This is a genomic window from Streptomyces achromogenes (assembly GCF_030816715.1).
In the GTDB taxonomy this organism is placed as follows: domain Bacteria; phylum Actinomycetota; class Actinomycetes; order Streptomycetales; family Streptomycetaceae; genus Streptomyces; species Streptomyces achromogenes_A.
Genome location: NZ_JAUSYH010000001.1, coordinates 3573385 through 3586659 on the forward strand (window position 1 = coordinate 3573385; position 13275 = coordinate 3586659).

The 13275-nt window shown below is 72.6% G+C and carries 9 protein-coding genes and 1 pseudogene; 7 read left to right on the plus strand and 3 right to left on the minus strand.

Annotated features, from left to right (window positions below; genetic code table 11):
• Positions 1-145: 145 nt before the first annotated feature.
• Positions 146-415 carry a WhiB family transcriptional regulator gene (locus tag QF032_RS15955; RefSeq protein WP_020128551.1) on the minus strand — a complete coding sequence of 90 codons (270 nt, stop codon included), beginning with the start codon at positions 413-415 and terminating at the stop codon, positions 146-148.
• A 731-nt stretch (positions 416-1146) separates the two neighbouring features.
• Here QF032_RS15955 and QF032_RS15960 point away from each other — a divergent pair.
• The 4 genes and pseudogenes from QF032_RS15960 to QF032_RS15975 form a co-directional block, all read left to right on the plus strand.
• A pseudogene (locus QF032_RS15960) lies at positions 1147-1605 on the plus strand (cysteine dioxygenase); the annotation flags it as partial.
• A 356-nt stretch (positions 1606-1961) separates the two neighbouring features.
• The gene (cofD, locus tag QF032_RS15965) at positions 1962-2921 is read left to right on the plus strand and encodes a 2-phospho-L-lactate transferase (protein WP_307043464.1); all 960 of its coding nucleotides are present in this window, start codon (positions 1962-1964) and stop codon (positions 2919-2921) included.
• Entirely contained in the window at positions 2918-4252 is a 1335-nt protein-coding gene (locus QF032_RS15970; RefSeq protein WP_307056277.1) for a coenzyme F420-0:L-glutamate ligase, read from the plus strand. Before cofD ends, QF032_RS15970 begins: the two co-directional genes overlap by 4 nt.
• A gap of 63 nt (positions 4253-4315) precedes the next feature.
• Entirely contained in the window at positions 4316-5320 is a 1005-nt protein-coding gene (locus QF032_RS15975; protein WP_307043469.1) for a DNA-3-methyladenine glycosylase family protein, read from the plus strand.
• Between the two features lie 152 nt (positions 5321-5472).
• Here QF032_RS15975 and QF032_RS15980 read toward each other — a convergent pair whose 3' ends face one another.
• Positions 5473-6555, minus strand: a complete 1083-nt coding sequence (locus tag QF032_RS15980) for an NDP-sugar synthase (protein ID WP_306951855.1) — start codon at positions 6553-6555, stop codon at positions 5473-5475.
• Between the two features lie 343 nt (positions 6556-6898).
• A complete protein-coding gene (locus tag QF032_RS15985; RefSeq protein WP_307056278.1) occupies positions 6899-8596 on the minus strand; it encodes a peptidoglycan recognition protein family protein in 1698 nt (565 codons plus the stop codon).
• Between the two features lie 140 nt (positions 8597-8736).
• Between QF032_RS15985 and QF032_RS15990 the strand changes: the two genes are divergently transcribed.
• From QF032_RS15990 to QF032_RS16000, 3 genes are all read left to right on the plus strand, one after another.
• Positions 8737-9495 carry a TIGR03089 family protein gene (locus QF032_RS15990; RefSeq protein WP_307056279.1) on the plus strand — a complete coding sequence of 253 codons (759 nt, stop codon included), beginning with the start codon at positions 8737-8739 and terminating at the stop codon, positions 9493-9495.
• Positions 9496-9827: 332 nt separating this feature from the next.
• Entirely contained in the window at positions 9828-11057 is a 1230-nt protein-coding gene (locus tag QF032_RS15995; RefSeq protein WP_307043475.1) for an LCP family protein, read from the plus strand.
• 252 nt (positions 11058-11309) lie between these two features.
• Positions 11310-13067, plus strand: a complete 1758-nt coding sequence (locus QF032_RS16000) for an LCP family protein (protein ID WP_307043477.1) — start codon at positions 11310-11312, stop codon at positions 13065-13067.
• Positions 13068-13275 lie beyond the last annotated feature (208 nt).

Consider the following 13275-nt stretch of genomic DNA (forward strand, 5'->3'; position numbering starts at 1 on the left):
GTGTCTCGGACGAGCGCCCACACTATCGGCTGGGCAGGGCGACGGCCCGCCGCCTGTGGACAACCCACCTGCGACGGGCCGTTCGGACCCTGCGCTCCGCTGCCGACCATGCCGTGCCGCCGGCCCTGTGCTCAGCGGGCGGCGCTCAGACCGCGGCCTTCTTCAGCCGGCGGCGCTCCCGTTCGGACAGGCCGCCCCAGATGCCGAATCTCTCGTCGTTCGCGAGGGCGTACTCGAGACATTCGGAGCGGACCTCGCAGGCGAGGCAGACCTTCTTGGCCTCGCGGGTGGAGCCGCCCTTCTCGGGGAAGAAGGACTCGGGATCGGTCTGGGCGCACAGCGCGCGCTCCTGCCAGCCGAGTTCCTCGTCCGCGTCGTCGACGTCGACCAGCAGTTGCTGCACCAGCTCGGTCATGTGCGCCCCTCGCTCTGTCTTTCGCGTCCCCGTGACGTGGCCGTTACCGATTCCGGCTGAACGACACGAGTGAAATTACAAGTGTGCTGCTCCGGGCGAGTCAAGCCGAGATCTGCTATTGGGCCCCTTATTCACTCTGCGGAACCAAGGCCATGCGGTAAGTGTTCAAATCGCCATAAACCTTGACAGGCAGATGAAGCCCCGGAGAGCCACCGGCCCCGCGCGGTGCTTGTACGGGGAAGGACGCCCAGAGGTTCGATCTCGTTGCGGCACACGCGCGGAAGCGAAGCGGATCACAGCCCGATCACGGATCGCCGTGCGGCTTGCGCGCTCGGCATGTGCGCCATGTGTCCCGGTCGGTGGGTGCACAAACCTTTCACCTCGGAGATGAACCTGATGAGGTGAACCGCGTCCCACATCCTGGGTGTCGAGTTGACAGTGAAGGTGTGAGCCGGTGTCCTAGTGGGCATGCTCGCGAACTTGGCACTCACCTCGACCGGCTCCGCCGGGTCCCACGGTGCTGCCCGCGCTCGCTGTAGCTGTTGTCGCTGTTCCAGCTGTTGAGCCCAACGCGCTCCGGCTGTACCCGGCGAGTCCACCGCGACTCGGCCGTCGTCTCCCTCCGGCCCGCACCCGGGCCTCGCTGATCCACCCGTGATCCGGGCGGACGGTACGCGGCACCCCGCCGACCCCCACACTCTTCCGCCTCTTCCTCCGAGGAACCGCACCCCATGAACAGCGACAGCGACCTCCAGATCGCCGGCGACATCCTCGAAGTCCCGCACCTCCTCCAGGCGCCGCGCGAGCATCCGGCCACGGTGGCCGAGTTCGTCGGCCTGGCCCGCTCCCTCGCGGACGACCGCTCCCAGTGGGAGCACCTGGTCCGTTACGACGCGACGACCCGCTGGTACCACCGGCTGCGCACCGGCCCCGGTTACGAGGTGTGGCTGCTGTCCTGGGTGCCCGGCCAGGGCAGCGGACTGCACGACCACGGCCGTTCCTCCGGGGTGCTCACGGTCCTGGACGGAACGCTGACCGAGCGCACGGAGCGCGGCAAGCGGGTGCTCGCGGCCGGCGCACAGCGCGTCTTCGCGCCCGGGTACGCGCACGAGGTCGTCAACGACGCGCTGGAGCCCGCGGTGAGTCTGCACGTGTACTTCCCCGGGCTCACCGAGATGCCCATGCACAGCGAGTCGCTGGGCCGGTGCGGCCGAAGCGTCCGCCGTGGCCTGCACGCCCGTCGGCGCGCAGGGGCCCGCGGGCACCGTCGGCGCGTAGGCGAAGGCCCCGGCCGGCGGCCCGGCCGCGCCGATGTCGTCGGCGTGCCGGCGTGGGCGGGCCGGTCGTGGGCTTACGGGTCGTGGGCATGCCGGACGCGGGCATGCCGGACGCGGCGGTCGGGCGCCCGTCGGAGGTCGTGTGGGGGGCGCCGACCGGAGTGGGCGGGAGGCGGGGGCGCTCGGGCGGGTGACCGGGATGTCCACAAGCGGCCCGTCGTCCACAACCGGGCGTCGTGCCGTCGGCGCCGCCTGCGAGACTTGCCCTCATGCGCATTGTGGTTCTGGCAGGCGGCATCGGCGGTGCCCGGTTCCTGCGCGGTCTGAAGCAGGCCGTGCCGGACGCGGACGTCACGGTCATCGGCAACACCGGCGACGACATCCATCTCTTCGGGCTGAAGGTCTGCCCGGACCTCGACACGGTGATGTACACGCTCGGCGGCGGCATCAACGAGGAGCAGGGCTGGGGGCGGTCCGACGAGACCTTCCACCTGAAGGAGGAGCTCGCGGCGTACGGCGCCGGACCGGGGTGGTTCGGGCTGGGCGACCGCGATTTCGCCACGCACATCGTGCGGACGCAGATGATCGGCGCCGGATATCCGCTGAGCGCGGTCACCGAGGCCCTGTGCGACCGGTGGAAGCCGGGCGTACGGCTGATCCCCATGACGGACGACCGGGTCGAGACTCATGTCGCCGTCGAGGTCGACGGCGAGCGCAAGGCCGTGCACTTCCAGGAGTACTGGGTGCGGATGCGCGCGTCGGTGCCGGCGGTCGCGGTCGTGCCCGTCGGCGCCGAGCAGGCCAAGCCGGCGCCGGGGGTGCTGGAGGCGATCGCCGAGGCGGACGTCGTCCTCTTCCCGCCGTCGAATCCGGTCGTCTCCGTCGGCACGATCCTCGCCGTGCCCGGCATCCGCGAGGCGATCGCCGAGGCCGGTGTGCCGGTGGTGGGTCTCTCCCCCATCGTCGGCGACGCGCCGGTGCGCGGCATGGCCGACAAGGTGCTCGCCGCGGTCGGCGTCGAGTCGACGGCCGCGGCGGTGGCCGAGCACTACGGCTCGGGCCTGCTCGACGGCTGGCTCGTCGACACGGTGGACGCGGGCTCCGTCGGGCAGGTGGAGGCGGCCGGGGTCCGCTGCCGGGCCGTCCCGCTGATGATGACCGACCTCGAGGCGACCGCGCAGATGGCGCGGGAGGCGTTGCGGCTGGCTGAGGAGGTGCGGGCCGCATGAACGAATCCACCGGGAACGGCTACCGGGTCTGGGCCGTGGCCGGGCTGCCCGAGGTGCGGTCCGGTGACGACCTCGCCAAGCTGATCGCCTCCGCCGAGCCGCGGCTCGCCGACGGGGACGTGCTGCTCGTCACCTCCAAGATCGTGTCCAAGGCGGAGGGCCGGATCGTCCGGGCGGACGACCGGGAGGCCGCGATCGACGCCGAGACGGTCCGGGTCGTGGCCCGGCGCGGAGCGCTGCGGATCGTCGAGAACCGACAGGGCCTGGTGATGGCCGCCGCGGGCGTCGACGCCTCCAACACCCCTTCCGGGACGGTGCTGTTGCTGCCCGAGGACCCCGACGCGTCCGCGCGGGCGCTGCGGGACGGGCTGCGGGACGCGCTCGGCGTCGACGTCGGCGTGATCGTCACCGACACCTTCGGGCGTCCGTGGCGTGCCGGGCTCACGGACGTCGCGATCGGCGCCGCCGGGGTGCGGGTGCTGGACGACCTGCGCGGGGGCACGGACGCGTACGGCAATCCGCTGAGCGCGACGGTCGTCGCCACGGCGGACGAGTTGGCCGCCGCGGGGGATCTCGTGAAGGGCAAGGCGGCCGGGCTCCCCGTGGCCGTGGTGCGCGGACTCGGGCACGTCGTCGTGGCCGAGGACGACGCGACGGGGTCCGCGGAGGCCGCGGCGGGCGCCCGGGCCATGGTGCGCGGCGCGCGCGACGACATGTTCCGCCTCGGGACCTCGGAGGCGGTCCGGCTGGCCGTGACCCAGCGGCGCACGGTGCGCTCCTTCACCGACGAGCCGGTCGACCCGGGAGCGGTCCGGCGGGCGGTGGCAGCGGCCGTCACCGCGCCGGCGCCGCACCACACCACGCCGTGGCGGTTCGTGCTGCTCGAGTCGCAGGCGTCGAGGATCCGTTTGCTGGACGCCATGCGGGACGCGTGGATCGCCGATCTGCGCAGGGACGGCAAGTCCGAGGAGTCCATCGCCAAGCGGGTGCGGCGGGGCGACGTCCTGCGCCACGCGCCGTATCTCGTCGTCCCCTGTCTGGTGATGGACGGCTCGCACACCTACGGGGACGCCCGGCGGGACGCGGCCGAGCGGGAGATGTTCGTGGTGGCGGCCGGCGCCGGCGTGCAGAACTTCCTGGTCGCGCTGGCCGGCGAGCGACTCGGGTCCGCGTGGGTGTCGTCGACGATGTTCTGCCGGGACGTGGTCCGGGAGGTCCTCGAACTGCCGCGGGGCTGGGACCCGATGGGCGCGGTGGCGGTCGGGCACGCGGCCGGGGAACCGCGCGCCCGCGGGGAGCGGGAGGTGGCCGACTTCGTCGAGGTGCGCTGACTTCTTCTCCCGACCGACTTCTTCCCCGACCGACTTCTCCTCGTACGACCTGGGACTTCACTCGTGGCAGGACGCTTCTCTCCCCGCCCCACCCGCACCACCGTGCGCGGCGGTCATGTCGGCGTGCCCGCGGGGGTGCCCCGGCAGGCTCCGGCGCCGGGGCGAGTGCGGCACTGGGCGCCCGACGGGCCGCTCGACCTCGGGCTGGTACTCGGGCCGCTGCGCCGCGGACCGGGTGATCCGACGTTCCGGGCGACGCCGGACGGGTCCGTGTGGCGGGCCAGCCTCACCCCCGCAGGGCCGGGGACGTTGCGCGTGGCCGCCCACGACGGGGCGGTGCGCGCCGAGGCGTGGGGGCCGGGGGCGGAGTGGCTGCTGGAGCAGCTGCCGGAGCTGCTCGGGGCCGCGGACACGCCGGAGGTCTTCGAGCCCCGCCACCGTGTGGTGGCCACGGCCCGGCACCGGCGGCCGGGGCTCCGGCTGACGCGGACCGGGCTGGTGCTGGAGTCGCTGATCCCGTCGGTCCTGGAACAGAAGGTCACGACGGACGAGGCGTATCGGGCGTGGCGGCTGCTGGTCCGCAAGTTCGGCGAGCCGGCGCCCGGACCCGCGGCCGACGGACGGTTGTGGGTGATGCCGGCGCCGCGGACGTGGGCGCTGATCCCGTCGTGGGAGTGGCACCGGGCGGGCGTCGACGACAAGCGGGCGTCGACGATCCTGCGGGCCGTCCGGGTGGCGGGGCGACTGGAGGAGTCACTGCGGATGGAGCCGGCCGCGGCGCAGGCCCGGCTGGAGTTGGTACCGGGGATCGGGCCGTGGACGTCGGCGGAGACCGTACAGCGCAGTCACGGCGCGGCGGACGCGGTGACCGTGGGGGACCTGCATCTGCCGGGGATCGTGGGATGGGCGCTGGCCGGGGACCGCGACGCCGACGACTCGGTGATGCTGGAGTTGCTGGAGCCGTATGCGGGGCAACGGCACCGCGCGGCCCGGCTGATCCTGCTGAGCGGGCGGACGCCGGCTCGGCGGGCCCCGAAGATGCCGCGGTGGGACATCGGGACGCTGTGAGGAGGCCGCGCCGCCGAGCCCGGGAAGGGGCCGGTCCCCGCGCCGGGCAGGGGTGAGATCCCCCTCGCCCCCTCCCGCCAACCCCCACCCGCCTCGCCGGCCCGAGCCCTCGCCCGCCCGGAGCGCTCCCGCCCGGGAGGAGCGGCCGGGCGCTACCGGTCCGACGAGAACCGCACCGCGCCCGCCGGGATTCTCGCGTCGCACCACACCCGCGCGCCCTCGCGGAACTCGTTGTCGGCGCCGACGACCGCCCCGTCGCCGATCACCGCGCCGGTGAGGACGGAGCGTTCGCCCACCCGGGCCCGGGTCCCGACGAGGGAGTCGGTGATCACCGCGCCGGGTTCGATGACCGCGCCGGGAAGGATCGTCGAGCCGAAGATCCGCGCGCCCTCCGCCACGAACGCGCCCTCGCCCACCACCGTGCCGCCGGTCAGCTTCGCGTCCGCCGCGACCTGTGCCGTCGGCAGGACGAGGCGGTCGCCGCAGCGGCCGGGGACCGCCGGGGACGGGGCGCGGCCGAGGACCAGGTCCGCCGAGCCTCGGACGAAGGCCGCCGGGGTGCCCAGGTCCAGCCAGTACGTCGAGTCGACCATGCCCTGGAGTCGGGCGCCGGCCGCGAGGAGACCGGGGAACGTCTCGCGCTCCACGGACACCGGGCGGCCTGCCGGGATGGTGTCGATGACCGAGCGGCGGAAGACGTACGCCCCCGCGTTGATCTGGTCGGTGACGATCTCCTCGGGCGTCTGCGGTTTCTCGAGGAACGCGAGGACCCGGCCCGTCTCGTCGGTGGGCACCAGACCGTAGGCTCGCGGGTCCGTCACCCTGGTCAGGTGGAGGGAGACGTCCGCGCCCGTCGTCTCGTGCGTGGTCACCAGGCGTCCGATGTCCAGTCCGGTGAGGATGTCGCCGTTGAAGACCAGCACCGGGTCTTCCGGGGCGGAGGTGAGACGGGACGCCACGTTGCGGATCGCGCCGCCCGTGCCGAGGGGCTCCTCCTCGGTCACGTACTCGAGGTGCAGACCCAGCGCCGAGCCGTCGCCGAAGTACGGTTCGAAGACCTCGGCCAGATAGCTCGTCGCGAGGACGACGTGCTCCACGCCCGCCGCTCTCGCCCGCCCCAGTTGGTGCGCGAGGAACGGCACCCCCGCCGCCCTGACCATGGGTTTGGGCGTGTGCACCGTGAGGGGGCGCAGCCGGGTGCCCTTGCCGCCGACCAGGAGGATCGCCTCTGTCACCTTCGTCTCTGCTTCCTGCCGGGACCGGCCGAACGGCCTTTCGACCGGCCAGTGTATGCAGACCGTCGTGCGGCGACTTCCAGGCCGTCGGCGTTCCGCCGTCCCGGTCGCTGCGGGCCGTTCCCCGGACGGCGGGACGACGAGACCCTCGGACGGCGGGACGACGAGACCCTCGGACGACGGGCGGGCGGACGACGGCCGGCAGGGACGGCGGGACGGACGCGACCCGCCGGCGAGGCTCGCGCACGACGAGGCCGACCGGGTGCGAACCGGTCGGCCGGGACGTCGCGGCGCTTCAGCGCCCGGGTGCTTCAGCGCGTCGGTGCGTCAGCGCCCCCGCGCCTCAGCGGCCCTGGTAGCCCGCCGAGGTCGAGCGGGCCGTGCCGAGCTTGCCGTAGAGCTGTTTGCCGGGGCACTCCGTGGCGAACCCGTCACGATGGCCGGAGATCACGTTCAGCCGAACGTTCCTGCCCTTCGCGTAGAGGTTGCCGCCCCCGGACTTCAGGTAGGTCGTCCCTTTCGGGTTCGCCCCGAAGAGGCCGAGCTTCCACGCCGTCAGCCGGGCGACGGCGTTGACCGTGGCGGAGTTCGGCTTGGCGGACGTGAAGGTGCCGAGGACGGCGATCCCCATGCTGTTGGAGTTGAACCCGAGGGTGTGGGCGCCCAGCACCGGCTTCGCCACTCCCCCGGCGCGGCCCTCGTAGATCCTTCCGCACTTGTCGACGAGGAAGTTGTAGCCGATGTCGCGCCAGCCCATGCTCCTGACGTGATAGCGGTAGATACCCCTGATGACGGACGGGGCCTGTGAGCACGAGTAGCCGTTGCCCGAGGCCGTGTGGTGGACGAACGCCGCCTTCACCTTCGTCGTGTAGCGGAAGCCGCTCTCCCGCAGCTTCTCGTCGGCGCCCCAGCCGCGGCGCGTGACGATGCTCGGGCGCGGGCCGATGTACGGCTTCGCCCGCTGGGCCGCGGTCAGTTCGGCCCCGCGCAGGTCGAGCAGTTCGCGTTCGGTGTCCGCGCGGTCCAGCGCCGGGATCTGTTCGGCGCCGAACGGCGCGAGGGAGGCGTTGGCCGCGGAGGCCTCGGCCACCTCGGCGGACAGCCCGGTCGCCGACTTCGTGTCGGCCGCGTCTGCCGTATCGGCCATTTCGGCGGCGTCGGCCGCGTCGAACGTGTCAGCCGTGTCGGCCAGGTCGGCCGGGTCGGCCAGGTCGGCGGTATTAGCCGGGTCGGCCGGGTCGGCCGGGTCGAACTCGTCCGCGGCCTGTGACGCCTCCGGGGGTTCGGGGGCGAGCGCCCGCCCGGTGCCGGCGGTCAGCGCGCGGCCGCGCGGCGGGCCCGCCTGGGCCTGCGCGGGCGGCGACGCCCCCGGGTCCACCAGTTCCAGATGAAGGCCGGAGGGGAGCGGCGCGGTGGCCGTGAGGGTCTGAGCGCCCCGTGCCGTGTCCTCCGTACGGCGTTCGGTGTCCGGATGGACGCGGACCTCGACGCCGTCGGAGTCACCGACCCACAGCGGGGCGGTGGCTCCGCGGACCCGCCCGGAGGCGCTCTCGGCCGTGCCGGGGTCGGCGCCGTGGTCGGCGTTGTGGGTCTCGACGTCCTGCCAGCCGGACCATGCGTCGGCGCCGGTCCGGCGGATGCGGACCTGGACGCGGCCGTGCAGTTCGGCGGCCGGGTCGTCCCAGACGACGCCGAGGAGGGAGAAGTGGCGGACGTCCCGCCGGGGCAGGCCCTGTTCCACCGCCGCGCCGGCGAGGGCGCGGTCACGGCCGAGGGGAGCCAGGGGCAGCGACTGGGTGCTGCCCGGGAGGTCGGGGAGTTCTGAACGGGCGGGGAGTTCGGGGAGCTCGCGGAGCTCCGGGCGGTCGGGAACGGATCCCGTGGTCGCGGTGTCGGGGCTCGTGGCCCTGGTCGTCCCGGTGGGCGCCGCCTCCGCGGTCGGCGCGGGTCGCACCGTCGCCGCGTTGGCGGGCGGCGTCAGCGGGAGGGCGAGAGCCGCCGCACAGGTGACACCGATCGAGGTAGCAAGCAATCCACGCATGCCACCGATCCTGGACATAGTCATACATTTCTGTCCATCGGGAAGTTGACGGACCGTCGGGATGCGTTCCGCCGAACCGGTGGCCCCGGGCGGGCCCCGCGGCCGGTGCGGCGGCACGCTCGGCGCGTACGCTTGCGCGGGTGACTGCCACCGATCGCACCCCTGCCGACCTGCTGCGTTCCGCGCTCGCCGCCGATCCCGCACGCCCCCTGGTGACCTTCTACGACGACGCCACGGGCGAGCGGGTCGAATTGTCCGTGGCCACGTTCGCCAACTGGGTGGCCAAGACCGCCAACCTCCTCCAGGACGGACTCTCCGCCGAGCCCGGCGACCGGGTCGCGCTGCTGCTGCCCGCCCACTGGCAGACGGCGGTGTGGCTGCTGGCGTGCGCCTCGGTCGGCGTCGTCGCGGACGTGGAGGGGGACCCCGGACGGGCCGACCTCGTCGTCGCCGGGCCCGGCCGGTTCGAGGCGGGGCTGGCCTGCCGGGGCGAGCGCTACGCGCTGTCGCTCGCCCCCCTCGGACGCCGGTTCGTGCCGGGGCCTCCCGAGGGGTACGAGGACTACGCGGTGAACGTGCCGAGCTTCGGGGACCGTTTCGCGCCCTACGCCCCCGTGGACCCCGAGGCGCCCGCGCTGATCGTGGCCGGGGCGGAGTACACCGGCGCGGAGATCGTGGAACGCGCGCGGGCGGAGGCCTCGGGGCTGGGCCTGACGGGACCCGGGGCGCGGCTGCTGTCCGGGCTGCCGTACGACACCTGGGAGGGACTCAGCGCCGGGCTCTACGCACCGTTGGCGAGCGGAGGTTCGGTGGTGCTCTGCCGGAACCTGGCGGAAGCCGGCGAGGAGGTCGTGGCGAGGCGGATCGAGGCGGAGCGGGTGTCCGCGACGGCTCGGTAGCCAGAGGTCGGCGTCGGCCGCGGCGGGCGCAGCCGGGGGCCGCCTCCCCCGGGCCCCCGCTGTCGGCCCTGAAGGGGCCTCGTCCTTCAACGCCGGACGGGCTGATTCGTGAGCCTCTGCCGTGAAAGCCCCGCACGCACTGTTCCGCGCACCCCGCCGGCAGGGCGCCGCACGCGTCGTTCTGTGCGGCCGCACCGGGCAGTACGCCGTAAGAGCCCTCGCTCGGCGCCGCCGTCACCCGTTCGGCTCGCTTCCGGCCGCCCCCTCCCCGGACTTCGGGTCATCCTCGGAGGAGCAGCTCTGCGCGCTCGTGCGGGAGGGGTGGATCGGACGTGACGTACTCCGGTGGTGGGGGCGGGCCTCTCGGGCCGGGGGCGGGGGCGTCCGCCGACGGACGGGGGCTCGCGCGGCGGCGCCGGCGGCGGTGGGTGAAGTACGGGGCGGGGGCGGGGGCCGTGGTCGTGCTGGGGGTCGGGGTGGCCGGCTGGGCCGTCTACGTGAAGCTCGACGGGAACATCACACCCGACGACGCGGCCGCGGCGGAGCTCGCGCGGTACGCGAAGGAGCGGCCGACCTCGCTGGTGAAGGACGCGCAGAACATCCTGGTCATCGGGTCCGACTCGCGTTCGGGGGACGGGAACGAGAAGTACGGGCGGGACTCCGGGACCGAGCGGTCCGACACCACGATCCTGCTGCATCTGGCCGCCGGGCGGCGCAGCGCGACGGCCGTCTCGCTGCCGCGTGACCTGATGGTGGACGTGCCGGGGTGCCTGCGGCGGGACGGCAAGCGGGCCGAGCCGACCTTCGCCATGTTCAACTACGCCTTCCAGAGCGGGGGTTCGGCCTGCACCATCCGGACGGTGGAGAAGCTGACCGGAGTGCGCGTCGACCATCACGTCGTCGTCGACTTCAGCGGGTTCAAGGACATGGTCGACGCCGTGGACGGGGTGCGGGTCTGTCTGAAGGAACCGATCAGCGACAAGGCCGCCAAGCTGCGGCTGCCCGCCGGGAAGGTCACGTTGGACGGGGAGCAGGCGCTGGGGTACGTGCGGGCCCGCAAGTCGCTCGGGGACGGCAGCGACACCGAGCGGATGGACCGGCAGCAACGGTTCCTCGGGGCCCTCGTCAACAAGGTGCAGAGCAATGACGTCCTGCTGAACCCGGTGAAGCTGTATCCGTTGCTGGACGCGGCCACGTCCTCACTCACCACCGACCCGGATCTGGCGAGCCTGCGCGGCCTGTATGAACTCGTGCGCGGCCTGGGTCACATTCCTACCGAAAACGTCCAATTCCTGACTGTTCCGCGTGAGTCCTATGTCCACGACGCGAACCGTGACCAACTACGCCGATCCGAGGCGGAGAAGCTCTTCGACCGGCTGCGGACCGATACGCCGATCTCGGTTTCTCAGAAAATTCCCACGAACTCACCCCTCCCGGAGGCGGGTGACCACGTTGCGTCTCGATCGGCGTGGACGACCGGAACGGCTTTCGGGACGGTTTCACCCACTCCGCCCGCTCCCACCTTCCGCGGCAACACCGCCGCCGAGGACGACTGCGGGTAAAGCGCTTGCCAAGGGGGCCCCTCGCGGGGAACAGGAGTTCCAGGAAATGGGGCGGATTGCCCGCTTGTAGGGGCGTGGAATTTGTCACGGCCGTGGCTCGACGCTGAACTGGCCGGATAGTGTGAGCGATCCGGTGCACCCGGCCGCGAGGTCCTTTGGTCCTTCCCGGGGTCGCGCACCGAGTGACCGAGACCCGAGCGCCTTAGAGGGGGTAAAGGCGCCGCGTGGCCCCGACGGAGGATTCGGACAATCGTGGACGCGCAAGGCCGTGGGCGGGCGGACGACATCGATCCCGCAGACCAGTGGGTACTCAACCCGGACACCGGCGAATACGAGCTGCGACTGAGCGCTTCCGGAGCGCAGTCGGTCGTCCCCGGACCGCGTGGATCCGCCGCGGACCGGGTCGCCGGCCCGGACCGGGCGCGCGGCCGCACGGCGGCGCCCGACCGGGAGTCGTCGTCGCCCCAGCAGCCGCAGAGCGCGGACCTCCCGGGCCCGAGAAGGCGCCGGGGCGCGCCGCCGGAGGAGCCGGCGAGCCGGCGCGGCCGACGGCCCGTGAAGAAGAAGTCGAAGGCGAAGAAGATCCTGGTGTGGACCGGCGGCACCATGGCCTTCGTCCTCGTCGGCGTCGCCGGGGCGGGCTACCTGTACCTCAAGCACCTCGAGGGCAACGTCACCACCACGGACGTCGGCAGCGCGGGAAAGAGCGGCTTCAGCAAGGACGAGGCCTTCAACATCCTGATCATCGGCACCGACAAGCGCACGGGCAAGGGCAACGAGGGGTACGGCGACAAGGGCAGTGTCGGCCACGCCGACACCAACATCCTGCTGCACGTCTCCAAGGACCGCACGAACGCGACCGCGCTGAGCATCCCGCGCGACCTGATCGTCGATGTCCCGGACTGCCCGACGAAGCAGCCCGACGGCAGCGAGAAGGACATCCCGGGTACGCGGAACGTCCGCTTCAACACCAGCCTCGGCCAGTACGAGCGGGACGCGGGCTGCACCATGCGCACCGTGAAGGAGGTCACCGGCATCACGGTGGACCACTTCATGATGGCCGACTTCAACGCGGTGAAGACGCTGACGACGGCGGTGGGCGGGGTCGAGGTGTGCCTCGCGCACCCCGTCGACGACAAGGAGTCGAAGCTGAAGCTCCCGGCCGGCAAGTCGGTGGTCGAGGGTGAGCAGGCGCTGGCGTTCGTGCGCACCCGGCACAGCTTCGGCAACCAGGGCGACCTCGACCGCATCAAGGTGCAGCAGCAGTTCCTGAGCTCCCTCATGCGCAAGATGTCCTCCAGCGACACCCTCACCAGCCCCACCAAGCTGGTGAGTCTGGCCGAGGCCGCCACGAAGGCGCTGACCGTCGACACCGGCATCGGCAAGGTCAGCACGCTGAAGGACGTGGCGCTGCAGCTGAAGAAGGTCCCCCCGAAGAACATCACGTTCCTCACGGTGCCCGTGATCGACAACCCTGCCGAGAAGGTCAAGGCGACCGTCGTCGTCGACCGGACGCGTGCGCCCCAGGTCTTCCAGATGATCACGAGCGACACGTCCTTCACCGAGGTGAAGCAGCAGGCGGCGAAGGAGAAGGCCGCCATCGCCGCCCGCCTCAAGGGCACCAAATCCGCCGCCTCGGACGTGCGCGTGCGGATCCTCAACGGAGGCGCCCCCGGGGGCAGCGCACAGGAACAGCTGACCTGGCTGCAGACCGAGGCGGACGTGACCAAGTCCGAGAACGCCGGCAACGCGGGTGCCGTCCAGGCCACGACGACCCTCGAGTACGCGCCCGACCAGGCGGACCAGGCACGCCGGCTGGCGGACATCATGGGCCTGTCCGGAGCGGCGATGAAGCCGGGCAAGAGCGTCACCAACGCGCAGGGGCTGCCGACGATGACCCTCGTCCTGGGCAAGGACTTCAAGGGCGCCGGGGTGAAGATGAACTCCTCCACGGTGGCCACGCCGGACGTGGAGAAGTCCACGGCGGACAAGGTCCAGTGCGCCAGCTGAGTCGGCGAAACGGGTGACCCGCGGGTCCCTCCACCGTCCCGTGGAGCGGGCGACCGGGTACTTCGGGTGCCCGGTCGCCGGTGTCCGTACGGCGTCGCCCGGCTCGGAACGCAACCATTCGGGACGCACGTCTGTCTGACAAGCGGTACCGCTGCGCCGACGACGACTCGGTCCGGCAGCACACGGCCAGCGGTGCCGGACCGTGATT